Below are 26,504 nucleotides of genomic sequence, written 5' to 3'. Positions count from 1 at the left end.
CTTTTTTATCCTCCTGTCGAATCAAAAAAATATTTGAAAATGAATATTTTATCCTATTGACAATAAATTCTACATTTCGTCAAACAAAGACATGTTTCAACATCGGCTTGAGCGGTTAATTCTGCTATAGAACGACATTCTCCCTTTTTTATATAAGAACAAAACAGCCCCAACTGCTTTTAAGCAGTTGGGGCTGTTTGTATTATTTAACTGGATCAGGGAGTACGACGATTACATAAGCACTGCTTTGAGCAGGAAGGGAGAAAGTAGTTGCTAGAGAATGATAAGCAGCTATCTTTGTGCCTTTCTTAATCTCTTCCGGCTTCACCGGTGTACCTACAATGTTAATAATAGAAGTATCTTCGTTGAGATGAAGGATGATATCGTTCTCACGCTTTTTGTCGCCTGCTGTATCAATATAGATGCTCTTCGCATCTTTACTCATATCTTTTCCTACAACACCTTCTACGCGGCTTGTTTCACCCAAGACTACAATCTTTTGCGCCGGGCTAATTGGTGGCAAGCTTGCTGTCATCATCGGGCCATAGTGAGCTTCAATGCGTTGGCCAGCTTTCAGATCAGATTGCTTAAGCTTTTTACCGTCTTTATCTGTGATAACCGTCTCTTCAGACAAGTTCAGTACGATTTTGCTATCGCCAACCATAACGACACGGTCTTTTCCTGTGGAATCAATGATACCTGTAGATACCATCGCTTTAACCTCCGGACGCTCAACTACGAACTTTTCCGCATTGCCTTTAGCTGGCAAGCTCTTCGTAATTGCTGGATTATAATAGGCTGTTACCGTCCATTCTTGCTGCAAAGCTTCTAACAAATCGGCAGGGTTACCATGCTGATCAACAACTGGCACGCTGTCAGTTACATTCAAAACAATTATATCCTGATCTACGGGGCGTATCCCTTCGCCTTCAACAAAAACTTGGGTACCTTTTTTAGTATGTACAATTTGCTGCAGCAACCCTTTAGTTCCTGCTTGCTCAACTGCCTCTTGCTTGCTTTCGATAACTTTTGCAGTAGGAACTGGCTCTGTGGCATTAACGCTGCTAAGAGCGGATGCTGATAATGGTAATGCTAAAAGTGTAACGGCTGTTGTAGTTAGGAGAAATTTGCTCCATGCTTTCATAACTAGTGCCTCCTCAAAGTTGTGTTGTTCTGTTATTCATGCTTCAGACGGGCTATATATGTCGAAGGTTGCACATACACACACTTATTATGATTGGCAATTTTTTCTCATGCTATTATCCGCATAAAGAAAAGGAGTAACCCTCCTTAAGTAGAAGGTTACTCCCTAGCTTCAATTCTTATATTTCCATTTCCAACTACCTAATTAAATAATTCCTGCGTACTTAAGGAAGATAAGCACGATTAGAATTGGGGCAATATAACGCATCGAGAACAACCACGCCTTAAGCCACCATCCTTTTAGACCCGTTTCTTCCCCAGCACCTTTCCAGACAAATCCGACTAAGATCGTCACGAACAAGCCGCCGAGCGGAAGCATAATATTTGATGTCACAAAATCCAGCCAATCGAACAAGTTGCGCCCTGCAAACGTCACATCTGTCAGCACACCGCCTGCAGCTAACGTCACAGGCAATGCCAGCACATACATCGCGATCATAACGAATACAGTCGCCTTCGTGCGGCCATGGCCGTATTTACGCATCAAGTACGCTACAGGCACCTCAATCAACGCCAAACAAGACGTAATCGCGGCGATTGCTAGTAAAATAAAGAACAAACCACCAAACAGATTGCCAAATGGCATTGCTGCAAACGCAGCTGGCAGTGCTACGAACACGAGGCCTGGACCTGCATTCGGTGCAATTCCGAATGTGAATGTCGTCGGGAAGATGATGAGACCTGCGATAAGAGCATAGGCCAGATCCCCTGCACCAACAGCAAGTGTAGCTGCGGATAAAGACTGATGCTTCTCTACATAAGCTCCATACGTCAACATCGCTCCCATCCCTAGAGAAAGGGAGAAGAATGCTAAGCCCAATGCCTCAAGAGCAGATTGGAAAGTAAGCTGCGAGAAGTCAGGATATAAGAAGTAACGAATACCTTCAGCAGCTCCATCCAGCGTCAGCGTACGTACCAACATGATAACGAGAATAATGAGCAATCCAGGGATAACAATTTTATTAAACTTTTCGATACCACTTGATATTCCTTTTGCGATAACGATACCCGTTATAACGAAGATAGCAATTTGCCACCAAATAGGGGCTGAACTTGCCGTAAAAGCATCATAAACGGCTTGATAATCTGTACTTTCAAATAAAGATCCGCTTATCGACTGCACTGCATAATGCAATGTCCAGCCCGCGATTGTACTGTAAAACGTCATTACGAGGAAAGCAGCCATAACAGCAACAAAGCCGAGCGCTCCCCACCACTTCTTACCTGACAGCTTAGAAAAAGATATAACGGCGTCGCCACGTCCTGCACGACCAACTGCCAACTCTCCCAATAATACGGGCAAGCCAACGATAAACAAGCAGGCAATGAACAATAGGAAGAAGGCACCCCCGCCATTCTGTCCTGTTACATACGTAAACTTCCACATATTACCCAAACCTACAGAACTTCCGATTGCCGCCAAAATAAAGCCCGCGGAACTGAAACGTTCTGTTGTGCCAGCCTTCTTGTCTACAGTAGAAGGACTTTCTTGCTTGTTTGACATGCTGCTGATGGACACCTCTCTACTCTAACTCCGATTGTGATCTGGTCGTAAGACCAATAAGTATAAAGACCATTGTAATCACAACAAACCGCTAATAGCTAAAGGTAAATGTTACCGGTATCCAAAACCTATATGCCAGTGCCTGTTTGCGATTATTCTCTATCCTTTACTGTTCCCATAATGCCCTTTACTACTCTTACCTGCACGTACTGCTTCTTACTTTTCTTACTATTTCTTACTCTCCGTCTCTGCTTGTTGTAGGCGGAATTTATTTACTTGCTCGTCAAGTCCATATGCCATTTCATACAGCTCGTCCAAAATAGTAGATATGCGACTCATCTGATCCAGCTGGGTTGTAGTCATCGTTGTGACAAGCTGAACTTCTTCGGCTGCATGCTCGGACAATGCCGCCATTTCCGAGCTGGCAGCTGTGATCTCTTCTGTACAAGCACTCATCTCTTGAACAGACGCCGATACAGATTCGGTTTGCTCTACCACTTCGTTAATTTGCTGATGAAGATCTCTAAACATAACACCCGCTGCTGTTACCTTTTCTTGCCCAGCTTGTGTTTGGTTCGATACTTCAAACATCGCATTTGCCATGTAGCCCGTATTACGCTGGATCGCATCAACCATGCTGCTTATTCGTTTCAAAGACTCTCCAGACTGCTCGGCAAGCTGGCGGACCTCATCCGCAACGACACTAAACCCTCTGCCATGCTCACCAGCACGAGCAGCTTCAATGGACGCATTAATCGCCAATAAGGATGTCTGAGAACTAATTTGCTGAATAATCGTAATAACCTGAACGATTGCTTTGGAATGCTGCTGCAGCTCTTGTAGCGTATGTTCAGCCCCCTGGACAGATTGATGAACACGATCCATCTCAGTAACCGCTTGTTCCATCGTTACAACGCCCTGTGCTGCGTGCTGACCTGCATATTGTGTTATATCGGCAACTTCGGTCGTGGCGTGAACAATATGCTGAATGCTATTTGCCATATCTTCCATCGCACGCAATGTTTCACCAGCAGAAGATTGTTGACGCTTAGCGCTTTCGTCCGTCCGCACCATTGCTGCTGCCGTCTGCTGAGCACTTTGCTGGGACTGTACAGCAAATTCTGCAACTAGAGATACATTGTCCATTAACACATTTGTACTCGTTTGAATAAGTTCAACAAGCCGCCTCAAACCTAGAATCATTTCATTGTAGCTGACAGATAAACGTCCCAGTTCATCTGTTCCCACATTCGTGCTCGTCGCACTCAAGTCCCCTTCTGCTGCTCCAGCCATTAAATGCTGTAGTGAATCAATCGGCTTTCGGATCACCTTCATCGTTGCTACAGCCATCCATATGCAAGCAATAGCCACAGCAATCGTCATCACAACATTCAAAATCCGACTTTGTGTCGCATCTGACTTGTTATTCAAGTAAATTTGCTCTGCTGCTTGTATACTGCTTTCTTCAATAATCAGCATATCAGCGAACACTTTTTTCTCAATTGGTCTTATTTCCGCTTCGATTTCTGGCTTAACCTGTTCCAGCTTACCGTCAGCAATATATCCTTTCATCTCGGCAGCCAAATACTCCAACTTAAATAAATGTGTTTCAATCGCTTCCAAATACTTAGCTGCCTGCTCACCGTGTTCACTATTCACAATTTCTTGCAGCGGCTGGCGAACCTCCATAATAAAGCGCATATAGTCATTCACATGCCCTGTCGCCTCATCCATCGTCTCACTCTCAATCGTGCGTTCCAAGAACAACTCGGACTGCTTGAAAACAAGCATCATTTTTTCTGCACGAATGACATTTTGCATATGTTCGTTATACATCTGATCCATGCTATCGACGAGTGTCCTCGAACTAAGGTTGGACACCGTCCCTGCAATCATAAAGCCGACCGTAATTATAGTTACAAGAATGATGAAACGCTGTTTAATAGACATTCTCTTCTTCTGAAAAACGCCTTGCATTGAACGAGCAATTGTTGCTACCTTCTGTTTCATGCTGTCAGCCCCCTGATGTATAGATTCGATTACTTTGCACAGATAGCCGCTAATACAGCTCCGCAATTGCAAGTAGTCGAACGACTATATGTACCTATCATTAAATGTATATGTAGATGTGTACTCATATAAAATAAAGCATATAATAACTATAATTTCAAAAAGCCGATACAGCGGCTACCCACTGTCATCGGCTTAATAGAACAAAGCAACTATGAACGTACTTATGCTCCGGCTATTCCTTTTTCAAAAGTCGCTTTGTATGGCGCAGTTCCTCAATCGTACGTGCTCCAATACCGAACATCGTTACTCTGAGCTCAAATTCAATTTGAGCCAACACATCATCAATCGCTTCTTCAGAATCGACAGCTGCCTGCAACAGCGAACGTCCAAAGCCTGCTGCATCTGCACCTAATGCGATTGCTTTAGCTGCCTCAACTCCGTTGTGCAGACCACCGCTCGCGACAATTTTCATATCTGGAAGTGCTTCGCGAACTTGAATGACACTATCAGCAGTCCCAATTCCCCAGTCCGCAAAAGCAGCAGCAGCACGTCGCTTCATTGCGTCGTTAGAGCGGTATTTCTCTACCTGAATCCAGGAAGTCCCGCCTGCACCCGCGACATCGATAAATTCGACACCGGCATTAGCAAGCTGCACCGCTGTATCGGCAGCGATACCCCAACCCACTTCTTTTACACCAACTGGTACAGAAAGCTTACGACATATGTGTTCGATTTTAACCAACAATCCGCTAAAATCAATATCTCCTTCAGGCTGGAACACTTCTTGCAGCGCATTCAGGTGAAGAATTAACGCATCAGCCTCTACAATCTCTACCGCCCTTTGGCATTCCTCTATACCCATACCAGCATTGAGCTGAACGGCACCGATATTGGCGAAGATAGGAATGGTAGGCGCAACATCCCGCAAACGGAAGGTCGAAGCTACTTCTGGATTCTCTACTGCCGCACGTACAGACCCTACCCCCATTGCCCATCCACGTGACTCAGCCACCTCTGCCAATCGGCGATTAATACTGCCTGTACCGTAACTGCCGCCTGTCATTGAACTAATGAGTAAAGGAGTCGAAATTCGCTTGTTGAACCATGTTGTAGACAGATCAATGTCATCGAAATTGATTTCGGGCAATGCCTGATGAAGAAAACGATATTGCTCCAATCCCGTTAATACACCAACACTGTTTACTGCTTCATCCAAGCAAATACGGACATGCTCCGCTTTGCGCTGCTCGGTTGCACCGTGCGCGGGCACATCCTGACTATTCCATTCTGACATCGGTTACGACCTCCTTGGCAGTACGCTGGCTTCAGCTTGGATTTATGCGTATAGAATAGATGATGGAGCAGTAGCTTATTATTACAGTTATCTTGAAAAGCTATCTTTATAAGCACATATGCAATATCACTGCATTAATTAAGTATAGGTTTGGCTTGTCCACTATTCTTTTACGCGAGTGCATTCCCAAAGAAAGATTGGAATGCACCTATTCATTGTTACATTTAGAATATCAAATATTTATTATACCGTATATGTCCAACTGTTTAACATAGCAACATGCAATAGAATGACAAGCTTCCTCATCATGAGCGCCTGCTCTGCTACTGCATAATTTGCTTCTTCAAACGTTCACCTGTAGGTGTTGCGGCAAGACCACCTTGCGCGGTTTCTTTCAAAGCAACCGGCATCGTTTGGCCGATTCGATACATCGCATCGATAACTTCATCACATGGAATGACACTCTCAATGCCTGCAAGCGCCATATCTGCTGCCATCATTGCCACAGCCGCCCCCATCGCATTGCGCTTCACACATGGAACCTCAACCAATCCTGCTACCGGATCGCAGACAAGCCCTAGCAAGTTCTTAAGAGCGATTGCCATTGCCTGAGCAGATTGCTTCGGTGTTCCTCCTGCCAAAGCAACAATCGATGCCGCCGCCATCCCTGAAGCTGTACCCACCTCAGCCTGACAGCCGCCAGCTGCACCACTAATAGATGCATTATTCGCCGCTACAAGCCCAAATGCTCCAGAGGTGAACAAGTAATCGATCATCTCATCCCGACTTGGATTCAATTTTTCACGTAAGGCAAACAAAGTACCTGGTACAACACCTGCGGAACCAGCCGTTGGTGTTGCACAAATCATACCCATTGCGGCATTGACTTCATTTGTTGCTATTGCCTTGCATACCGCATCAAGCAGCGTATCTCCGCTTAAGCCTCGCCCGCTGTTCATATAGGCTTTCAGCTTCACTGCATCTCCGCCCGTCAAGCCAGAATGAGACTTAACACCTGCCAGCCCGCGTTCCACTGCTTGCTCCATCACATCCAGATTGCGGCCCATCTGAGCGCGTATCTCTGCCCTTGTTCTATCCGTAGCCTTTATCTCCAGCTCAATCATAATCTCCGCGATCGAACAGGAATGCTCCTCCGTTAATGCAATTAGCTCCGCTACATTGCGAAACATAATGTACCCCCTCAACTATTCGGCAAAATTAATCTTCCATTCGAAGCACACGAATGACGCCCGCCAGCTCATTGATTTCATCCAACAACGGCTGCTTCATTCGTTCATCGGTTTCTATAATCATCAATGCACGCTCGCCTTTTTCCTTGCGCGATACTTTCATATTCCCGATATTCACTTGCTCTCTGCTTAACAATTGTGTAACGGCAGCTACGACTCCAAATCGATCCTCATTCACGATTAAAATAGCAGGACACGTTCCTGACAGCTGAAGCGGAAATCCGTTCAGCTCACAAATTTCAACTTTACCGCCGCCGATCGAAATTCCGACGACCTCCATCTTGTCCCGCTCATCCTGCATGCGTATACGAGCTGTATTGGGATGCTCGGGCACCGCTTCCTCTGTCGCAATGGTAACTGCCATCCCTGCTTCCTCTGCGTAACGCGGGGCTTCCGGCAACCTCGTATCATCCGGTTCATAATCCAACAATCCACCGATCAAAGCCACATCTGTTGCGTGACCTTTATATGTCTCTGCAAATGATCCGTACAACGAGATATGCACCGACTGCGGCTGACGCCCAAAAATACTGCGAGCAAGCCTGCCAATCTTAGCAGCTCCCGCAGTATGCGAACTCGATGGCCCTACCATAATGGGCCCGATTATATCAAAGACGCTGCGATATTTCATAAAGCGCACCTCCGTCTTCTATTCAATATGATTTCTCTTTCCACTGTGTGCGTAAAATGCACGAACAACCCTAATTGTACGCGACAACGATACATTCTCCAACTTCAATTTTTCATTTCTGGTTTGAAAATGTTGACAATGATACATTTGATAAATCTGCCGCCGAAAATACAGCAAAAAGCCCGCCCCTTTTCATCCTTAATAGGAGAGAGGGCGGGCTATGTATGATTACTTCAATATTGCTGCAATGCAATTACTTCGCTGCCACTGCCAAAGCAGAATAATCCGTAGCTACAGTACGCAGCAAATCCGCATTTTGCTTGAAAGTAAGTGCATCTTTGATGCAATTGCGTCCTTTTCCATGAGGTACACACATGGGTGTACCAAAGATAGGGTCGCAGCAGATCATGCAGTCCATCTGGAATACATCCTTCACAAGCTGTGGGGATAGTATTTCTTCTGGCGCACCTTCTGCGTAAATACCTTTATTTTGTACAGCAACGATATAATCTGCGTAACGACAAGCCAAGTTCAAGTCATGTAGTACCATGACAACCGTACGGCCTTCTTCACGGTTCAAATCGTACAGCAAGTCTAGAATCTCGATCTGGTGGCTGAGATCCAAGTAAGTTGTAGGCTCATCCAACAGAATGATGTCCGTATTTTGAGCCAATGTTAGCGCAATCCACGCACGCTGACGTTGGCCACCTGATAGCGCATCTACTGGGCGGTGCTTCAGTTCTTCCATCCCAGTAACCTTCAAAGCGTGATTGACACAGCGCTCATCTTCTTCTGACCACTGCTTAAGCCAGCTCTGATAAGGATATCTCCCCTGCTTCACCAACTGTTGTACTGTCAAGCCTTCTGGAGCGACAGGCCCCTGTGGCAAAATCGCAAGCTTGCGTGCAACTTCCTTCGTGGAAGAAGTATGAATATCATGTCCATTCAAAAGGACAGAACCTTCGTTTGGCTTGAGCAAACGAGCAAGTGAGCGCAGTAATGTTGACTTGCCGCATCCATTGCTGCCGATTAGTACTGTAATTTTACCCTGTGGGATATTTAAAGACAACTGATCCACAATGACCGTGTCATCATAAGCTAACGTTATCGATTCAGTCTGTAATCCTGCCATTGACGGCCCTCCTCAACGTATGGGCCCAGCTCGAATTCCAACCCCATACCTAAATTGATAAACTGCAAGCGTTAAAAATAATGATAATCGTTCTCATCTTTTCTCTATGATGACATATGCCCATTAGATAGTCAATCGTTTCCATGGCACAATATAGGTTGAATTTTTTACGTACTATAATAACGGAGAGAATAAGCGGGCTAAAGATTCCAAGAACCTCGTCCTCTTCTTGCGCTTTTTGAATTGCTCTTCATTAATACGGGCTGCTGATTGAAGATCGCGTTCAAAGTCTGTCACAAGTCGCTCGATACTATCTGTACGCACAAGCAGCGCATTTACCTCAAAGTTCAAGTAGAAACTGCGCATATCCATATTCGTCGTGCCAATGGTCGCAATTTCTCCATCTACAATGACGAGCTTAGAGTGCAAGAAGCCCTTTTCGTATTCATAGATTTTGACACCGGATTCGATTAGCCCCGGGAAATAGGAATGAGACGCAAGAAAAGGCAGCCATCGATCTGGCTTCGCAGGAAACAGCAACCGAATATCCAGCCCTGATAAAGCCGCTACTTTAAGTGCTGTAAGCAAATCTTCATCTGGAACAAAATACGGTGTCGCGATCCATATCGACTTCTGTGCAGATGTGACCATCGAGAAGAACAGGTTCTTCATCGTCTGGAATTCCTGATCAGGTCCGCTCGCAATAATTTGGACAGCCCCATGCTCTGCTTCTGGATTCAACGTATTACAGGATACAAAATATTTCGGTTCTACAACCTTTTCCTTCGTCATATGACGCCAATCTTTGAGGAAAATAGCTTGCAGCGTTTGCACCGCTTCCCCCCGAACAATCATATGCGTGTCCCGCCAAAAACCGTACGTCTTGTTACGACTCAAGTATTCGTCCCCAACATTTAATCCGCCCATAAATCCAACGCTACTATCGATAACAACAATTTTACGATGGTTACGATAATTAACCTTGTTGGACACAAGATGGAATCGCACAGGACCGAATACAGCCACCTGAACACCGGCTTCACGCAGTTCTTTTACGAAGCTATTTTTCAAATACACACTGCCTACTGCATCATACATAAAACGAACATGTACCCCGGATTTTGCTTTTTCAATAAGAATTTGCTGAATTTCTCTACCAATATCATCATCGCGGTATATGTAATATTCCATATGGATGTGATGTTGTGCCATCCGCAATTCATGCAGCAGGGCGGAAAAGGTTTCTTCCCCATTTGTAAGCACTTTCGTCTCTGTAGAGAAACTAACTGTACTATTGCTAATACGATTCATGAGCAGCAGTAGCTTGCGCTGTTCAGCCGTAAATTCTCTGGCTGAGTATTGACTTTCGATCCACTGCGCCTTAAGGAATGCATATTCTTCTTTATCACGTTTCGCCTTCTTCGAGTACTTGCGCCGTTTACGATAATTTTGTCCGAACAACAGGTAAAAGACGAATCCTACCACAGGAATAAGTGCTAAAATTAACAGCCAAGCCATCGTACTGGATGGATGCCGATTCTCCATAAAAATAATGATAGCCAGCGTTAAAACTGCTAATGGGGTTAAAATACTTAGTGCCGTGGCAATTGTTCGACCAAATGTATCATTTACGTAGTAGCCGAGCGTTAAGAGCATTATAAGAAATAATGTAATTTGTATGCTCCTTCTCATTACGCGTACCCTCCACTTCGGATGTCTATCTGTTTATTATGCCCTTAACTCTCTCCTCTTGCCAATCTACATTTCCTGAATGATCTTTACACTTCGTACATAAGGCTCAATCCTTATTACTAACAAATGCAGCAAAAAGATCTTTCGAATATATATTGACAGACATATCTCCATGTGAAATAATAGCAGCATATTAACTAACGACCGTTAGGTAGTTAAAATAAAGTTCATTTCTCAGTTTATCGCTTCTGTTGAGTACGTACAAAGAGCAGCATACAGAATTCTCTAGCTTGTCTATCCAGTAGGAACAACATGTTTGGTACAAAATATTGCTAATGAGGAGGTCTCCTATTATGACAGCAAACCGAATCCAACAAGTCGCACTTGCCCACTTCGCGGAGCATGGCTACGCGGAAACTTCGCTCGCCATGATTGCTGAAGAGGTCGGCATTAAGAAGCCTTCAATATATGCACATTTTAAAAGTAAAGATGATCTTTTTCTGCGTGTCGTTCAAAATGTGTTCCAATCTGAGCTGGATTACATTACAAAGCTAGCTGAAGCAAACCGTGAAATGCCATTAAAGCAGCTGCTACCGTTGATGCTTACCACTTATCAAGAACGATATGATACACATCCGGACATGAAATTTATGCTGCGTACCTCCTTCTTTCCACCTGCTGGGATGGAACAGGAAGTCATGGAGCGGTTGTATACGTATTTGGACACATTAGAGAAATATGTAGCTTCACGTATTACAGCAGCTGTAGAAGCTGGAGAAATTGACAATATAGACGCAGGGCAAGCCGCTGCGGCGTTTCTATGCTTGCTTGATGGGTTTTTCGTTGAATTGCTTTACGGCGGCCCTGAACGTGCAACGAGAAGACTGAATGCAGCTTGGCTGATGTTCTGGAGAGGATTGAACAAATAGCAACAACAAAACCACTTCATTTATCATACAGGGGCAGTTTGAGCTGTTGTACGAACAATATCTATTTAAAATATATAAAACGTAAAGGGGAGAATCACCATCATGAACAAACATTGGGGATTGGTGTTCTTAGCTGGATTTCTGGAGATTTTCTGGGTATCTGGTCTGAAATATTCAACAGAGTGGTGGCACTGGGCTTTAACCATCGCTGCAATTGCTCTGAGCTTTAAAGTGTTAATTGAAGCGGCTTCCAAGCTTCCACTTGGCACGGTTTATGCAGTGTTTACGGGTATCGGTACAGCAGGTACCGTACTAATGGAGATTCTTGTATTCGGAGAGCCTGCCAACCCAATTAAACTATTCTTCATTGCAACACTGGCTGGTGCCGTTATCGGGCTTAAGCTAGTGACCAAAGATGAGAATGAAGAAGCGAAAGAAGGTGTAGCATAATGGCATGGTTGATTTTGATTACTGCAGGTTTGTTCGAAGTGGCAGGTGTACTCGCGATTAAACGTGTTACGACACATCGCAACTGGCAGTCTTACTTGATGCTGGCCGTAGCCTTCGGATTAAGCTTCTCGATGCTTTCTTATGCAATGAAGTCCATTTCCATGGGTACTGCTTATGCCATCTGGACAGGTATCGGTACAGCGGGTAGTGCCGTATTAGGAATGACCTTGTTCAAAGAACAGAAAGACTGGAAGCGAATCTTATGTATTGCAGTCATCGTCGCTTCTGTTATCGGTCTAAAGCTGTTAGCATAACCATTATAGGGATCAAAAAATAAAAGCAAAAAGACCTGCCTCAAATGGCAGGTCTCAAGGGCTATCTCCATCGTTCAATTGATGGTGACAGCCCTTTTATTATTTAAACCTAACTCTATTACTATGCCGCGTCCCCTTCTAATGCCCAACGTGCTTCACGTGCCACAAATTCTTGCAGCATCATAGCAATAGCACCGTATAATGGATGTGTCGTATACTGCTTCAAATCAGCAGCGAAACGCGCCGCCCAACATTGCAAATGTTCTTTCACAAAACGACGCTGCCCATTCATATAACGGCTGAATCTTTCTTCAGTCATAACTGTATTCAGCATTTTTTCAATTAACGTAATCATAAATTCGAGTTCAATCGCAATATGATCGTCCGTCTCGCCTCTCAACTTCTTAAAGTGAAGGCTAAACTGTTCATATTCCTTGCAAACCTCTTGTGCATAAGACTTCGGCAGCATCTGCTCATTCGCACGATACATCGTCTCACATGGAGTTACAGGCAGTTCGCCTCCACGGTTGAACAAACGTGCATACTCATCACGCAAGCGAGCGAACAAACGATACATATCCTCTCCTGTCATCTTGCACAACGTCTCATGAACGATACGTGCTCCTTCTGAGATCTGTGACAATCTAATCAGTTCTGGATGATTGCGCCATGACATTATCACTTCCAGTGTTGGTGCTTCTCCAAGAAAATCAACCAACAGTTGATAACCGGCCTTCCGTACCTCTAACTGTTCTACTGTATGTTCATTCCAATGGACTGGCAGTTCTGCCGTTGTCACCATCGTCGGTCCCCTCCATCAAAATCATCCTTTTTCCTATCCTTACATTTCCATTTTCCCATAATTGAAGATGAAATAGTGTGGCAAAAATCAAAAAATCGAGCTAGAATTCGAATATTATGTGAACCTCATCTCAAGGTAAGAACAAACTGTTCTCAGTTCGGCACTAGTCGGAAAATGATACCACAAATTCCCTACTCCTCTGTTCACACCTATATTTGTTGCCACGATCATTCGTTATCCCGTATATTTCAACACACCCGTAGTCGAATATAGTCGAAAAATGTTCCACGAGGAACGTGAAACATTTGGAAATTCGGGAAATACGTCGACTATGTAACAGAACGTAGTTATCGCATTGAGGTGAAACTCTATCGTTGGCATTCGATATGCCCAATAGCATAAAGTCATGACGCTCCCTCGATGGACGAACCGTATACAGCACCACTATCGTACCCTCTCTAGCATAGAGAGCATAAAGCTCCCTCCTCTAACGGTTGCCATTGACGTTATTCAGACAAAATCACTGGGATCAATATTGTAACGATCATAGGAGCGCTTATTTTAGCCATTCCGCTTAATGATATCGATCACATTGAAAAATAAGCTCGTTGGCGTTCCTTACAATCCGAATGAAGCCAATTTGAGCTAAATAGCCTCTGTGGCAACCGTTACAACCATGCAATTCATATAAGCTCCCCTTTAACCACTTCAACTAGTCAACTTCTAAAATTACTTTTACAACTACCGCTGCTTTCCTCATCAAATTCGCATTTATGGGGTAAACATGATATCGTCGATATATATCAATTTAGAACGGAAAGGATGACTACACCATGAATAACCTCGTACAACAACTCTATACTGCTATGGAACGCAATAAGTGGGATGCTATGCTTATTACCGATCCGAAGCATGTGTACTACTTTACAGGCTTTGCTTGTGACCCGCATGAGCGCTTCCTCGGCATCGTGCTTGCACAAGGACAAGATCCTGTCTTAATCGTCCCTGCTCTAGATGGAGACAAAGCTGCTGCTGATTCCTCCATTAAGCGCATCGCAACACACAAAGACACGGACAATCCTTATCTAATTTTACGTGAACAGCTACCTTCATCCCTTCACACATTCGGTATTGAAAAGGCACATATGACAGTACAGCGCTATGAAGCACTGCAAGCTGTCGTACAAGCTGTGAACGTGGAAGACATCGGACAAGAGCTACAGTCACTACGTGTTGTAAAGACTGACGTAGAAATCGAGCGCATGCAAGCTGCTGCTGACTGTGTGGAAACAGTGCTTGGCAATGTCGTAGAGCGAGTTCGTGTCGGTATGACTGAAGCAGAAGTTGTGGCAGAGCTAGAGTATGAAATGAAGAAGCAAGGCGCTGAAGGCCCTTCCTTCTCTACGATGGTGCTGACAGGTGACAATTCCGCACTGCCGCACGGCATTCCAGGCACACGCCGCATTCAAGAAGGCGACCTGTTGCTGTTCGACCTTGGCGTTTATTTGGATGGCTATGCTTCCGACATTACGCGTACGTTCGCAGTTGGCGAAGTAAGCGACGAATTGAAAGCTATTTACAATACGGTATTAGCAGCTAACGAAGCTGCGATTGCAGCCGTGAAGCCGGGTGTTACATTCGGTTCCCTTGACCGTACAGCACGCGACCTCATTACGGAGAAGGGCTACGGCGAATATTTCACACATCGTCTAGGGCACGGCCTCGGTATCGATGTACATGAGTATCCTTCGATTCATGAGCAAAATGAAGATACGCTTCAACCAGGCATAGCATTTACGATCGAACCTGGTGTATATGTTCCAGGTGTTGGCGGCGTGCGTATTGAAGATGATGTCGTCGTTACAAAGGATGGCGTACGTGTATTGACTTCCTTCCCTAAAGAACTGACGGTTATTGGTGTGTAATTTATAAAGATGTGCAGCATCTCTTCGAAGCTGCACATCTTTTTTTCATTATCGACCGTACACACTCAATTTCTACGATTCTGACAATTCTACTCTATAAAATATAAAGCTTAAGAACTATCAGTTTAATCTTCCTGAGCTATCATTCTTTCAAGAAGCCCCCTTAGAATAATTAACTTTTCGCCAGCGAACTTTTTTTACAATATAAGGAGTATATAATTTCAATGATTTTTATTGAAATTCTTAACAAGGTATATTAGAATTTATTTTCACTAAAAATTAGGAGAGTTGTTGTTTTGAAGAAAAGTTTAAAGAAAATTACAGTTTTAAGCACTTTGGCAATTTCACTATCAATTTCTTCACTAGGGTCTGTTGCTCATGCTAATGATGAAGCGAATTTTAGAGCGCCCGTAGAAAAAACAATTGATGGTGTAAAGTATCTTGATGGAATTCCTGTTATTCCTGATAATTACAAGGAATTAAAAGATGCGGAATTAGGAACAACACCTGAATTTGTTCCAAGAAAAGAAGGCACTCTACCACCTAACGTCCTTCGTGGTATTAACACTTGGTCCAAAGTGTCAGAAGCTAATAAATACTCAGGTCACGACTATGATCGTTACAATAACAATACAAAAGGCTCTGTAAAAATAACGCTCAAAACTACGTCTAGCATGACGGCTTCTATCTCTGGACAAATTGAGTATGGGTTTAGCACATTTGCTCAAGCCCAAATGCAAGGAACAATCGGACAAACTTATTCTAAAGAATTTATTCAAGAAGTAACTGTAAAGCCATACTATGTTACTGAATTAAAAAGCGCAAAAAAAACCGTGGAACAAAACTATAGATATACGCATACAGGATGGTTTGGTGATACTCGTTACTCCGCTTCTAGCTTAGATCATAGAGGAAATGAATATTGGATCTATTCAAATCCAATTAAAAAATAAATAAGACTTACACAATTAAAGAGCATTCCGTTTAGGGATGCTCTTTAAACAAAAAGGGGTAAGAAAGCATATGAAACGTAGTCTTGGTACTAGTTTGACTATATGGTTATTTATTATTCTAGTAGGTTGTGATTTAGGTAGTACAGCCACAGAATCAAAAAGTCAAATAACATATAAAGAAAATATAAATAAGATGCAGCAGTTTGTTATGAATGAGGAGTCTTATTTGTTTAATGATACAGATTTCACTATTTACTTCCCTTACGCTATTAACACCATTGAAAATATTCAAAGTGTACATCTATATATGAATAACAAACTTGTTCAATCCATAAAGAACGAGCATAAGTTTGATATCATTGATCATAATAAACTATGGATAAAAACTGAAGGAAATAATGTTAACTTCAATCAAATTGTAATAATAGATGGATTTAATAACGAGATTAAGCTTGAAACAGGATTATTTGTATTTGACGGAAAAGACCACACTGATCAAATCCCAGAGGACAAACAAATATATGTCATGGGAAGCGCATTTAGTCAGCATGGAACGAAAGTAACGATGAAATATGAACTAACCAGAGTTAATGGTGCGAAAGTTAATTTCAAAGTCCCCGATTCACTTATAGGTGTAATTAGTGAACCAACAACTAAACTCATTGAGAAAAAAGAAAGTTCAAACTTGTATGAAGTAACATTTAATCTGAACAAAACCTATTATGAGCAACAACATTTATATAGCATTAATTTTGAAGTCATTTGCGAGCAATTGATCGAGGGTAAGAAGTCTTCAATATCAAAAACGTTAATTCCCATTACCATTCAAGACATCCAGTCTTAAGATAGACATATCCTTGGCAATCGGCTTGAATTTTTGGAATGGCATGCGAACTGTCATACGTAAACAAAAATCCACGTAAACATTTATCAATAACCCAGTTGACAAGTTGGTTTACTATGGAATAATATAGTGAAAATATTAGTATTAGATGCAATGATTTGAATCAGATATAGCTGACCGTACGGACGGAAGCCCTATTTCTAGAGATGGATGCACCCCACGCAGCCATCGATGAAATTTGGGCTTTTTTTATATCCTTTTTACGAAGGAATGTCCTATCCAGGTTCCTACCCTGCAGCACACTCCTGTCCCCGCACCCTCCCTCGTCGTCGCAGGAGCGCGCGGGAGTAGGAACCGATCCCACTATCCTACGAGGTGAGAAGATGAAGCTTGATACTGCCTTCATGATTGATCGTATTCCTGACTTTATTCAAGCCGCTCTACTCACCACTGAAATCGCAGCTATCGTCATTGCTGCCTCCCTGCTCCTATCAAGTATATATAACGTAATTTTGTATCACCGCCTACCTGTTTTACATACGCTTGTCCGCGTCCATGTAGAGATAGCACGCAACACGCCGCTGCTTATCCAGCTATTCTTTTTGTATTTTGCGCTTCCCTCTCTTGGGATTAAACTATCCAACTATGACACCGCGATTATCGCGATGACTTTTTTAGGTACAGGTTATTTAACAGAAGTAATTCGTTCAGGGATAGACGCTGTACCTCCAGGCCAAGAAGAATCGGGATTAGCCATTGGCTTAAGCAAAGCCCAACTGTTCCGCTATATCATTTTTCCACAAGCTTTGCGTATAAGTACCCCTGCTTTATTTGCTAACTTTATATTTTTGCTCAAAGAAACGACGGTCGTCTCTGCTATCGCGATCCCTGAAATTTTATACACGACAACAAGCTATATCGCACTTTATTACAAAACATATGAAATGCTCATCATGATGGCTGCGATTTACCTCCTGCTGTTTCTACCGCTTTCATTTCTGCTCTCTTGGGTTGAGAGGAGGTACCAGCATGGAACTTTTGGGACTTGAACTACTCCTACAATCCATGCCCCAGCTCGTAAAAGGACTCATCCAAACGCTAATGATCGCCTGTTATAGCATTATTTTCAGTACGATTGGCGGCATTGTATTTGGAGCCCTGCAAACAATCCGTTTATTATGGCTAAACCTATTGACCCGTTTCTACTTGGAGCTGTTCCGGTCGATACCCATTCTAGTCTGGCTGTTCTTCGTTTATTTTGGTCTCCCGCTATTTTTCAATGTTCACCTATCCAGCTTCGCTTGTGCCGTACTCGTTCTTTCCCTATGGGGCATTACAGAGATTGGCGAAGTAGCACGTGGAGCCTTTCAATCTATCGCTCGCGGACAAAGTGATGCCGGACGTTCGATTGGACTCCGTACAATCCAGCTCTATCGATACATTCTTTTTCCACAAGCGCTGCGTCGAATGATACCGCCATCTATCAATGTGTATACACGGATCATTAAAACAACTTCACTTACCGTGCTCATCGGAGTTACCGAAGTCGTTAAGGCAGGACAGCAAATTATAGAGCGAACCGGCGAAGCCATTTTGATTTACGGATGTCTGTTCTTCTTCTATTTCTTACTTTGCTATCCGCTGTCTGTCCTATCGCGCAAACTGGAAAAAAGCATAATCTAACAGGCAAATGAGTTCGAATGAGAAACACCTCGTTGTTTGTTAACAGAGAACAGAGAGAAAGGAATAGATGTATGACCCATGACGCTGCAGCTTCACCTATTTTAAAACTAATGAATGTCGGCAAGTCATTTCGGAAACAAGTTGTCCTGAAAAATATTCACCTGTCGGTCTATCCTGGCGAAGTCACCGTCATTCTCGGGCCTAGCGGCTGTGGCAAAAGCACCCTACTTCGCTGCTTGAACGGACTTGAGTTCATAAATGAGGGAAGCATTCGTTTCAATGAGCTGGAGCTTACACCTAAGTGCCCGCAATGGCAGGCTGTGCGCGAACGCATCGGAATGGTGTTTCAAAGCTATCATCTATTCCCTCATATGAAGGTGATAGATAATATTTTGCTCGGCCCTCTAAAGGTACAAAAACGCAGCAAAGACGACGCGCTAGCGCAGGCGGAAGAGCTACTCGAACGAGTCGGCTTGCTCGATAAACGCGATGCTTATCCACGTGAGCTGTCAGGCGGTCAACAGCAGCGGATCGCGATTGTTCGAGCACTGTGCATGAATCCAGAAGTCATGCTGTTCGATGAGGTGACCGCTGCCCTTGATCCAGAAATGGTCAAAGAAGTGCTAGAAGTGATGCTTCAATTAGCACGACAAGGGATGACGATGATAATCGTGACGCATGAAATGGGCTTCGCCCGAGCCGTGGCGGATCGAATTCTATTTATGGATAAGGGATCGATTATTGAACAAGGAAATCCAACAAGCTTCTTCTCAGAGCCGCAAACCGATCGCGCCAAGCGATTTTTGCAGCAATTTTATGAGATAGAGACATGGAAAGGGAGAGAAGTCATATGAAAAAAACATTTCGATCATTCGCAACTATGTTTGCAACAATCCTATTTGTTACGGTGTTATTGGCAGGTTGCGGCGGACAGAACAGCAAAACATCAAATGGTAAGGACTCTACATCTGACAAATCAAGTACAGCAGGGGCTCATGCAAGTGGAACTTTGCAGCAAATCAAAGACCGCGGCAAGCTGATCGTTGGTATTTTTACCGATAAACCGCCATTCGGCTTCGTGGATGAGAAAGGCAATTATGTCGGCTTCGATACCGACCTTGCGAAACGCTTTGCCAAAGACTTACTTGGTGATGAATCGAAGATTGAATTCGTAACCGTAGAGCCAGCCAGCCGTGTACCATACTTGCAAAGCGGCAAGGTCGATCTTATACTCGCCAATATGACGGTGACCGAAGAACGCAAGCAAGCTGTTGATTTTACCAATCCAAACGTAAAGGTAGCCACTCAGCTCATTGTTAGTGATAAGAGCGGCATTCAATCGTTAGCAGACATTAAGGGAAAGAAGATCATCGTTACAAAAGGGACGACCGCTGATATTTATTTGACGAAAAAAAATCCAGATGTTGAACTCATCAAGTTCGATAAAAATACCGAGTCACTGCAAGCACTCAAAGACGGGCGCGGAGATGGCTATGCGCAGGACAACATTATCCTTTATGCATGGGCACGAAAAAATGCTGGCTACACCGTACTTGCAGATAAGCTGGAGAAAGAGGCTCCTATAGCTCCAGCGGTGCAGAAAGGCAATGACGAACTTCGCGAATGGGTGAATCAAGAGTTGGCAAAGCTCGGCGAGGAAAAGTATCTGCTAAAACTGTACGATCAGTATTTACGCAGTGAGCTTGGTCCTGATGTGAATCCTAACGATGTGATTGTGGAGGGTGGCAAGTGGCAATAATGAGCGAAATTATTGAGCAATCAGGCGCTAATCGCATACAAGTAGACAAAAACCGAAGAAATGCATATGCAATTGTCAGAAAAAAGGCCATTATCGTATATAGATGCGTTAATTTCTTTTGATACTCGAAACTCCCCTTATCCTACTCATAGGACAAGGGGCTTTGTGCTGTCGATTTTCACCATTTCGTAGGTTTACGGAATAAATCCTTGAGGTTATAATAATCATAGAAAAGAGAGCCATGCGTCAACATGGCTCAGGCACAACACCGCAATAAGAGCGGTCGGCTGCAATAAGCACCGGTACAGAAATAGACCGAACCTTTGCGGGGGGCGGTCTATTTCCGTTTATTGACGGATATCAGCGCGATGAGAAGCGTCCCAAAGCTTATCATAAGCGTAAGCGCTTCGTACACTGACATGGGGCATCACCTCCCTCTGGGGAAGCTAGCCGACCGCGCCCTTATGGCCCTTTTTGTGCTTGTCTCATTATATCATGATTTACGCGTTAGAATTAACAAATGTTTCTCATATGAACTACTTTTGGTAAAAATTTATCCAACTTTAAGATTCATGTTCGAGCTTGCACAAAGTTGCTTCGTAGTTGTCCATCACCTAAACGAGAAGCACTCCACTAGCCGCTAGTGGAGCACTGTCCATTTCTAGTTGGATGCACTTGCTAAATCAATCACCGTTTGTCCATCTGTCTTTTTCATTACGACCTCCAACTCTAGTGCTTGAGCAATCTCACGAATAGGTACATACAGCGTTCCTTTCACAAGGATAGGGCCGCGATACCGCTTCTTATCTACTTTGCAAACATCGGACTCCTGCACACAAATTTGTTCGGGCTTATAGATTTTCTTATCATGAGGGCCACTATCTTTACCAACAGGACGCGATTGAATCCAGAAGCCTCGGTGCTCGTTGCCCCAGACCATTGCTCGCTCTTCATTGAAACTAAACTCATACTGATGATAATCGTACAGCTCAGAATGCTTGGTATAACTGATTTTTGTCTGTAATTTATCAGTTAACGCTCGTAACGACACATAGCTCTTTCCGTCATTTACATATACGTGAGAAGTGCTCATGTTTTGCCCAAATACCGATACTACATATTTAGATGGTAGAGCAACTGCTTCCTCTTTTGTATAGAACCCAACCGTTAAAATAACAAAAGCAGCTAGCAGTCCCATAGCTAACCTCATCGTTGCTCGCTTTACGCTCATAAACGAACCTCCTTATTGTCAAAAAAGTTTTATACCATATAAATCACCAAATTATCTGCCATTGAATTGCTAACTTGATGTTATAATTCGCTTCACAAATAAACCTACATGAAAATAAAAGAGCGCAGAAAAGCCAAAAGCTAGCATATAAAATAGAACATTATTAGTGGTCAAAGTAGCTCCCACGATTAGCCGTCCAGCAGCAATATAAGCCCAATAGATAACGACGCCTGATAAAAAGAAACATACACAACTGACCACGTATTTTATGAAAGAAGAGCATTTCAACTTTTGAACCATTGAAGTCAGGGTAATTGAGGTAGGTATACCAATTAGAAGGAAGAATGGGGTAGCAAATGTAAGGTATATGAATACAAGACTACTATAGGAATCGTTCAAATCGAGTGAATGATAACTCGTTCCTTGATTGATATCGTGCATCCAAGCTATTAATGGACAAGCGAGCAAACTAGATATCACCGCCGTAATCAGTTCTTTCTTAAAAAGCATCTTAAACTGCACCACACCAACTCCAATCCACTCTATTTTAGAGTAATTATATCCAATTAGAAACACGGATGAAATACCTATTAAGCTTATTCATTCCATCACTTCTTTGTATTTTAAAAAGGTTGGCTGTCTCTCCACGTACATACAGAGAGCAGCCAACCTTTGCTATTATTTCATGCCGAGCGTGAAAATTTCCGCTGCGCCAAGCTCAATGTTAGCGCGCTGCGCGTCTGCGCTAGCGATCGCTTCGCCGGCGCGCTCCAGCACATCCGAGCGGTAGAACCCGCTCGCTGCTGCTGGCAGCGTTACGCTAAGCGCGCGCGGTTCGTGCGCAAGGTTGTACCAGCGCGCGACCATGTCGCCGGTCTCTTCCGCCATCTTTAAGGAAGAGAACGCGACACCTTCGCCTTCCCATGCCATGAAGGCGTGGTCTGCCGCGAAGCGGCCTTCGTGCACGTCCGTTTGACGCACGAGGAATGGCACTGGGAAGCTGTAAGCTTCCGCATAGGCACCGGACGTAACGACATCGCCCGCATGCGGGATAATGCTGTAGGAAGCGGTATTTTTGCCAAGGCACTGCGCTTCTGGCGTCGGGAAGTAGCCCCAGTCACCAAGCTCACCCGAAGAGCGAAGCAGTGTAACCGCAATGGTATTCTTGTTGTCTTGCGATACCTCGTATTCGCATAAGCCGATGTTCGCAACCGTCAACCCATGCACGCCATCGCTTACGCTGACGAAGGTTTGCTGATGCTGGTCGTTGCTCGGGTTCTGCCATTCTTGCGCAGGCACGTTGTTGCGGCGCGCCACTTCGAAGATGGAATCCGCCACATGCGTCTCTGCCGTAAAGCCAGTCGGGAACAATGCACGTACACGATGGTCCTTAGATTGATTCTCCATTGTCACGTTTACATCTACACGCTTCGCACCACGATCCAACGTGTATTTTGTCACGATCACGAACGGCACCATCTCTGTAGAACGCTGCGCCTGACGTTTCGGGAAGTCCACGATGTCCAATATTTCTTGCTTCAGCGTCTCATCCGCTGATACCGGAATGCTCCAGTTGTGCTTCACTTCGATTACTGCACGGAACGGTGTATTTTCGATCAGCTTGCGCTCCGCCTGAACACCCTTCGTCGTCAACGGTGTAGAGCCTTCTGGCATACGGAACATGTACTCGTTGCCGATGTCACCCGCGTCTTCGTAGACGTTAAGGCCATCGTATACGTGACCTGTACGCTTATCCGTCAGCTTCAATGCGCCGTCTACTTGAACTTCTGCTTGCAGGAACTCATTTTCCAACGTGAACTCTCCTGTAACGAGACACTCAGAAGCTGTTGTTACCGTTGTCGCTGTTGTTTCACTTGCTGCTGCACCCGCTTCTGTAACAGGTACCCATGCCAACGTCTTGTAGCCGAACGCTTGAATACGCTGCGCCTGTACGCGAACCTTAATGATGCGTGCCATATAAGGCTGCCGGAACTTATCCTTCGGCAGGTCGTAGCCGAACATAACGCCCGCATCTTCCCACTCGCAATCGATCGAATTGCCGTTTGAATCGATAACTACGCCTGGCTCAATCGGCTCAGGCTTCATCTCTGCTGCCAATACAGTTGGATGTGCTTCGCTGAAGTAACGGCGCTTCAGTTCAAGCGTCACTTCCACAACACCATTGCGCTCATAGCCAGCTGTGTTAAACACCGTGAACGGCACCGCGCGCTTGCCGTCAAATGCCATCGTATCGATTTGCGGCAGCAAGGAATCCAAAGACTCGTTCACGATCATCTCTGTCATATGCTTCGATTTCTCAAAACGCGTCACCATTTCACGGTGAACCTCATCTACGGAGCAACCGCAAATGCTGTCATGCGGATGATTCTGCATTAATGTCTTCCACGCATAGACGAACAAATGATGCGGATATGGCTTGCCTGCTTGGTGAGCAAATGCCGCCAATGGCTCTGCTACTTTTTCCAACAGCGTTTGGTTGTCTGCATTCATCTGTTTCAAATACACACGAGAAGAAGCCGTATTTACAAGGGTGTACCAGCCATCAGTACGCTGACTGCGCAATTCGCCTTCTACTGTCTTCAAGTTCTCAGGCAATTCCTCACGCACACGGTCTACATACTCGTTAAAGTTGGAGTGCACGAAGTCCACGTCTGGGAACAACTTTTTCGCCACTTCAATTGCCTGTGACAAATCCGTTTGAATCGGTTGATGGTCACAACCGTTCATGAACAACAAATGGTTCGTCGAAGCAAATTTCTCCGCATCTGGAATACGCTTCTCCCAATACGCTACTGCTTGTGCTTCATCTACAGGTACTTCCATCCCGTTGCAGTACCAGTTTGCAAACAGAATACCGATGACACGAGAACCGTCTGGAGACTGCCAGATCATTTCAGAGAAAGGCGACTCGTAAGACGCATCATCAGACACTTGGTTATTGAAGCCCGTTGGCTTAACCCCGCGGCCAAACATCGCCACATCGATATCTGCTTGCTTCAAAATTTGCGGCGCCTGCCCCATGTTTCCGAAGGAATCCGGGAAATAGCCGACTTTTGAAATTTTACCGCCATACTGCTTCGTGTCACGGTGACCGATCTGCAAGTTACGAATATTCGCCTCACTGCTCGTCAGGAACTCATCCTGAAGGATGTACCATGGACCAATATGAATACGTTCTTCGGCAATATATTGCTCCAGCTTCCCTTTCATTTCTGGACGTACTTGCAAGTAGTCCTCCAGCATAATTGTCTGTCCATCGAGGTGGAAGCTCTTATAGTTAGGATCACGTTCAAGTGTTTCTAGCAAAGTATCCATCAATTCTACTAAGAGTGCATGATGATATTCATAAGGCATATACCATTCGCGATCCCAGTGAGTATGGGAAATAATATGAGCTGTCTTTTTCGTCATTGTTGTCTCTCCTCTCCAATAGAAGGGCGTTTAGAAATGATTTTTATGACTATCATTGTCTGAGTTTGGTTAGTAGATCATGTTTCCGTTCACTGTTGTATTCCAGTTCCTATGTTCTTGCCTTCTATTTCTTCAACCAGAATTCACGATAGATGAGCTCAGAGAACAAGCTGTTCGACCAAGCGAACCATTCGCGCGTGAAATGCTTTGCATCGTCTTTGTGGAAGCCTTCGTGCATATAGCCTAGCTCTGCATCTGTATCTACTAGCATTGCGATAACTTCTTGAATCTCCTCATCTGTAGCAGCCGTCAAGCCTTGCATTGACAAAGCAATATGCCAGATGTAATCTTTCGGCGTATGCGGGCTACCAATACCGCGTGCTTGCTTGCCTGCGTAGTAGTATGGATTATCTTCACTTAAAATGAGCTTTCTAGTATTTTGATAGATCGGATCGTCAGCCGTCGTATAACCAAGGTACGGAATCGCGAGCAAGCTCGGTACGTTCGCGTCATCCATTAAGTTGTGGTTGCCATATCCGTCTGTTTCATAAGCATATACTTTTCCGTATTTCGGGTGATGGAAGATACCATAGGCTTGAATGCCTTCATCAATCTCTGTGCCTAATCTACGCGCCTTCTCTGCGAACAGCTCATCTTGATACACGTCGCGTGCAATCTCTTCGAGGTAACGAAGAACGACCACTGCAAACATGTTGGACGGGATTAAATAGCCGAACGTACATGCATCATCACTTGGACGGAAAGCAGACCAAGTCATGCCTGTATAGTTAACGGGCATACCCATGCCATTGTTTTTGAGCGTATCTGTAGGGCGACAATCTTGACGCTGGAAGCGATAAGAAGACTGCTCGAAATGACGCTGCTCTGTCGTCCACAAGTTCATAATGATATGTGCAACATGGCGGAATTCGCTATCGAACAACGATGCATCGCCTGTTGTCTTCCAGTACAAGTAACCAAGTTGAATCGGATAGCAGAGGGAATCAATCTCGTATTTGCGCTCCCATACCCAGCCGTTCAGCTCCGTTATATCACGGTGATGAATCTCTTCTAGTGGGACAGGCGTCTCGTTGAATGCGTTGGCATACGGATCGATCTGAATATATTTCAGTTGCTTACGTACAAGGCCAGCAATAATGCGGCGTACGTCTGCATCTTCTGCCGCCAAAGGCAAGTACTGGCGAACTTGGGCGCTGGAATCGCGAAGCCACATCGCTGGAATATCACCTGTGAACACGTACGAAGTGCCATCTTCATGCAGTTTCGTCGTTGTTTTCAACGTATTAGGGAAACAGTTGAGGAACAGCTGCTTCAGTTTCTCATTATCGTTTAATCGAGTTGATGCTTCTTCCATCACGCGAAGTACGGCTTGGGGTAGACGTTCCATATCGATTCTCTCCTTCTCTCCTAGGGCATTGAAAAGTACATAGGCTTGCCTGTCG

The 26,504-nt window shown here is 44.4% G+C and carries 23 protein-coding genes; 10 read left to right on the top strand and 13 right to left on the bottom strand.

The window, feature by feature from the left end; translation table 11 throughout:
* Positions 1 to 202 precede the first annotated feature (202 nt).
* The 8 genes from IFO66_RS07605 to cls all read right to left on the bottom strand — a co-directional run bounded on the left by IFO66_RS07605 (position 203) and on the right by cls (position 10,719).
* On the bottom strand, positions 203 to 1,144 hold the full coding sequence (locus IFO66_RS07605) for a hypothetical protein (RefSeq protein WP_192024548.1): 942 nt from the start codon (positions 1,142 to 1,144) through the stop codon (positions 203 to 205).
* A 204-nt stretch (positions 1,145 to 1,348) separates the two neighbouring features.
* On the bottom strand, positions 1,349 to 2,707 hold the full coding sequence (locus IFO66_RS07600; protein ID WP_192024547.1) for a sodium-dependent transporter: 1,359 nt from the start codon (positions 2,705 to 2,707) through the stop codon (positions 1,349 to 1,351).
* 228 nt (positions 2,708 to 2,935) lie between these two features.
* Entirely contained in the window at positions 2,936 to 4,717 is a 1,782-nt protein-coding gene (locus IFO66_RS07595; protein ID WP_192024546.1) for a methyl-accepting chemotaxis protein, read from the bottom strand.
* A 235-nt stretch (positions 4,718 to 4,952) separates the two neighbouring features.
* A complete protein-coding gene (gene fni, locus IFO66_RS07590) occupies positions 4,953 to 6,014 on the bottom strand; it encodes a type 2 isopentenyl-diphosphate Delta-isomerase (protein ID WP_192024545.1) in 1,062 nt (353 codons plus the stop codon).
* Between the two features lie 323 nt (positions 6,015 to 6,337).
* Positions 6,338 to 7,204 (bottom strand): L-serine ammonia-lyase, iron-sulfur-dependent, subunit alpha, encoded by an 867-nt coding sequence (gene sdaAA / locus IFO66_RS07585; RefSeq protein WP_192024544.1) that lies wholly within the window; start codon positions 7,202 to 7,204, stop codon positions 6,338 to 6,340.
* A 28-nt stretch (positions 7,205 to 7,232) separates the two neighbouring features.
* Complete coding sequence (sdaAB, locus tag IFO66_RS07580; protein ID WP_192024543.1) at positions 7,233 to 7,895, bottom strand: L-serine ammonia-lyase, iron-sulfur-dependent subunit beta; 663 nt, start codon at positions 7,893 to 7,895, stop codon at positions 7,233 to 7,235.
* 253 nt (positions 7,896 to 8,148) lie between these two features.
* The gene (locus IFO66_RS07575) at positions 8,149 to 9,027 is read right to left on the bottom strand and encodes an ABC transporter ATP-binding protein (RefSeq protein WP_192024542.1); all 879 of its coding nucleotides are present in this window, start codon (positions 9,025 to 9,027) and stop codon (positions 8,149 to 8,151) included.
* A 174-nt stretch (positions 9,028 to 9,201) separates the two neighbouring features.
* The gene (cls, locus tag IFO66_RS07570; RefSeq protein WP_192024541.1) at positions 9,202 to 10,719 is read right to left on the bottom strand and encodes a cardiolipin synthase; all 1,518 of its coding nucleotides are present in this window, start codon (positions 10,717 to 10,719) and stop codon (positions 9,202 to 9,204) included.
* A 353-nt stretch (positions 10,720 to 11,072) separates the two neighbouring features.
* Here cls and IFO66_RS07565 point away from each other — a divergent pair, with 353 nt between their 5' ends.
* From IFO66_RS07565 to IFO66_RS07555, 3 genes are all read left to right on the top strand, one after another.
* Positions 11,073 to 11,648 carry a TetR/AcrR family transcriptional regulator gene (locus IFO66_RS07565; RefSeq protein ID WP_192024540.1) on the top strand — a complete coding sequence of 192 codons (576 nt, stop codon included), beginning with the start codon at positions 11,073 to 11,075 and terminating at the stop codon, positions 11,646 to 11,648.
* 102 nt (positions 11,649 to 11,750) lie between these two features.
* Positions 11,751 to 12,098, top strand: a complete 348-nt coding sequence (locus IFO66_RS07560) for a DMT family transporter (RefSeq protein WP_192024539.1) — start codon at positions 11,751 to 11,753, stop codon at positions 12,096 to 12,098.
* Positions 12,098 to 12,412 carry a DMT family transporter gene (locus tag IFO66_RS07555; protein WP_192024538.1) on the top strand — a complete coding sequence of 105 codons (315 nt, stop codon included), beginning with the start codon at positions 12,098 to 12,100 and terminating at the stop codon, positions 12,410 to 12,412. The genes IFO66_RS07560 and IFO66_RS07555 overlap by 1 nt, the downstream gene beginning before the upstream one ends.
* 121 nt (positions 12,413 to 12,533) lie before the next feature.
* Here the strand turns inward: IFO66_RS07555 and IFO66_RS07550 are convergent, their stop codons facing one another.
* Positions 12,534 to 13,214, bottom strand: coding sequence for a TorD/DmsD family molecular chaperone (locus IFO66_RS07550; protein WP_192024537.1), 681 nt, complete (start codon positions 13,212 to 13,214; stop codon positions 12,534 to 12,536).
* Positions 13,215 to 14,047: 833 nt separating this feature from the next.
* On the opposite strand from IFO66_RS07550, the gene IFO66_RS07545 reads away from it, so the two are divergent.
* From IFO66_RS07545 to IFO66_RS07515, 7 genes are all read left to right on the top strand, one after another.
* Positions 14,048 to 15,139 carry a M24 family metallopeptidase gene (locus tag IFO66_RS07545; protein ID WP_192024536.1) on the top strand — a complete coding sequence of 364 codons (1,092 nt, stop codon included), beginning with the start codon at positions 14,048 to 14,050 and terminating at the stop codon, positions 15,137 to 15,139.
* 296 nt (positions 15,140 to 15,435) lie between these two features.
* Complete coding sequence (locus tag IFO66_RS07540) at positions 15,436 to 16,092, top strand: hypothetical protein (RefSeq protein WP_192024535.1); 657 nt, start codon at positions 15,436 to 15,438, stop codon at positions 16,090 to 16,092.
* A gap of 70 nt (positions 16,093 to 16,162) precedes the next feature.
* Positions 16,163 to 16,936 (top strand): hypothetical protein, encoded by a 774-nt coding sequence (locus IFO66_RS07535; protein ID WP_192024534.1) that lies wholly within the window; start codon positions 16,163 to 16,165, stop codon positions 16,934 to 16,936.
* 383 nt (positions 16,937 to 17,319) lie between these two features.
* Positions 17,320 to 17,985, top strand: a complete 666-nt coding sequence (locus IFO66_RS07530) for an amino acid ABC transporter permease (RefSeq protein ID WP_192024533.1) — start codon at positions 17,320 to 17,322, stop codon at positions 17,983 to 17,985.
* Complete coding sequence (locus IFO66_RS07525; protein WP_192024532.1) at positions 17,966 to 18,619, top strand: amino acid ABC transporter permease; 654 nt, start codon at positions 17,966 to 17,968, stop codon at positions 18,617 to 18,619. The genes IFO66_RS07530 and IFO66_RS07525 overlap by 20 nt, the downstream gene beginning before the upstream one ends.
* A gap of 71 nt (positions 18,620 to 18,690) precedes the next feature.
* Positions 18,691 to 19,473: an amino acid ABC transporter ATP-binding protein gene (locus IFO66_RS07520; RefSeq protein ID WP_273015137.1), complete on the top strand. Its 783-nt coding sequence runs from the start codon at positions 18,691 to 18,693 to the stop codon at positions 19,471 to 19,473.
* The gene (locus IFO66_RS07515) at positions 19,470 to 20,378 is read left to right on the top strand and encodes a transporter substrate-binding domain-containing protein (RefSeq protein WP_192024531.1); all 909 of its coding nucleotides are present in this window, start codon (positions 19,470 to 19,472) and stop codon (positions 20,376 to 20,378) included. Before IFO66_RS07520 ends, IFO66_RS07515 begins: the two co-directional genes overlap by 4 nt.
* Before the next feature lie 337 nt (positions 20,379 to 20,715).
* Here IFO66_RS07515 and IFO66_RS24320 read toward each other — a convergent pair whose 3' ends face one another.
* The 4 genes from IFO66_RS24320 to IFO66_RS07500 all read right to left on the bottom strand — a co-directional run bounded on the left by IFO66_RS24320 (position 20,716) and on the right by IFO66_RS07500 (position 26,449).
* Positions 20,716 to 20,799: a putative holin-like toxin gene (locus tag IFO66_RS24320; RefSeq protein ID WP_222429819.1), complete on the bottom strand. Its 84-nt coding sequence runs from the start codon at positions 20,797 to 20,799 to the stop codon at positions 20,716 to 20,718.
* Positions 20,800 to 21,039: 240 nt separating this feature from the next.
* On the bottom strand, positions 21,040 to 21,609 hold the full coding sequence (locus tag IFO66_RS07510; protein WP_192024530.1) for a hypothetical protein: 570 nt from the start codon (positions 21,607 to 21,609) through the stop codon (positions 21,040 to 21,042).
* Between the two features lie 678 nt (positions 21,610 to 22,287).
* Entirely contained in the window at positions 22,288 to 25,041 is a 2,754-nt protein-coding gene (locus tag IFO66_RS07505; RefSeq protein WP_192024529.1) for an alpha-mannosidase, read from the bottom strand.
* A gap of 124 nt (positions 25,042 to 25,165) precedes the next feature.
* Positions 25,166 to 26,449: a glycoside hydrolase family 125 protein gene (locus tag IFO66_RS07500; protein WP_192024528.1), complete on the bottom strand. Its 1,284-nt coding sequence runs from the start codon at positions 26,447 to 26,449 to the stop codon at positions 25,166 to 25,168.
* Positions 26,450 to 26,504: the final 55 nt, after the last annotated feature.

It is taken from the genome of Paenibacillus arenosi, from assembly GCF_014841135.1.
In the GTDB taxonomy this organism is placed as follows: Bacteria; Bacillota; Bacilli; order Paenibacillales; family Paenibacillaceae; genus Paenibacillus_B; species Paenibacillus_B arenosi.
Note: the sequence above shows the minus strand (reverse complement) of the source record. Positions and strands in the feature narration are given on the sequence as shown.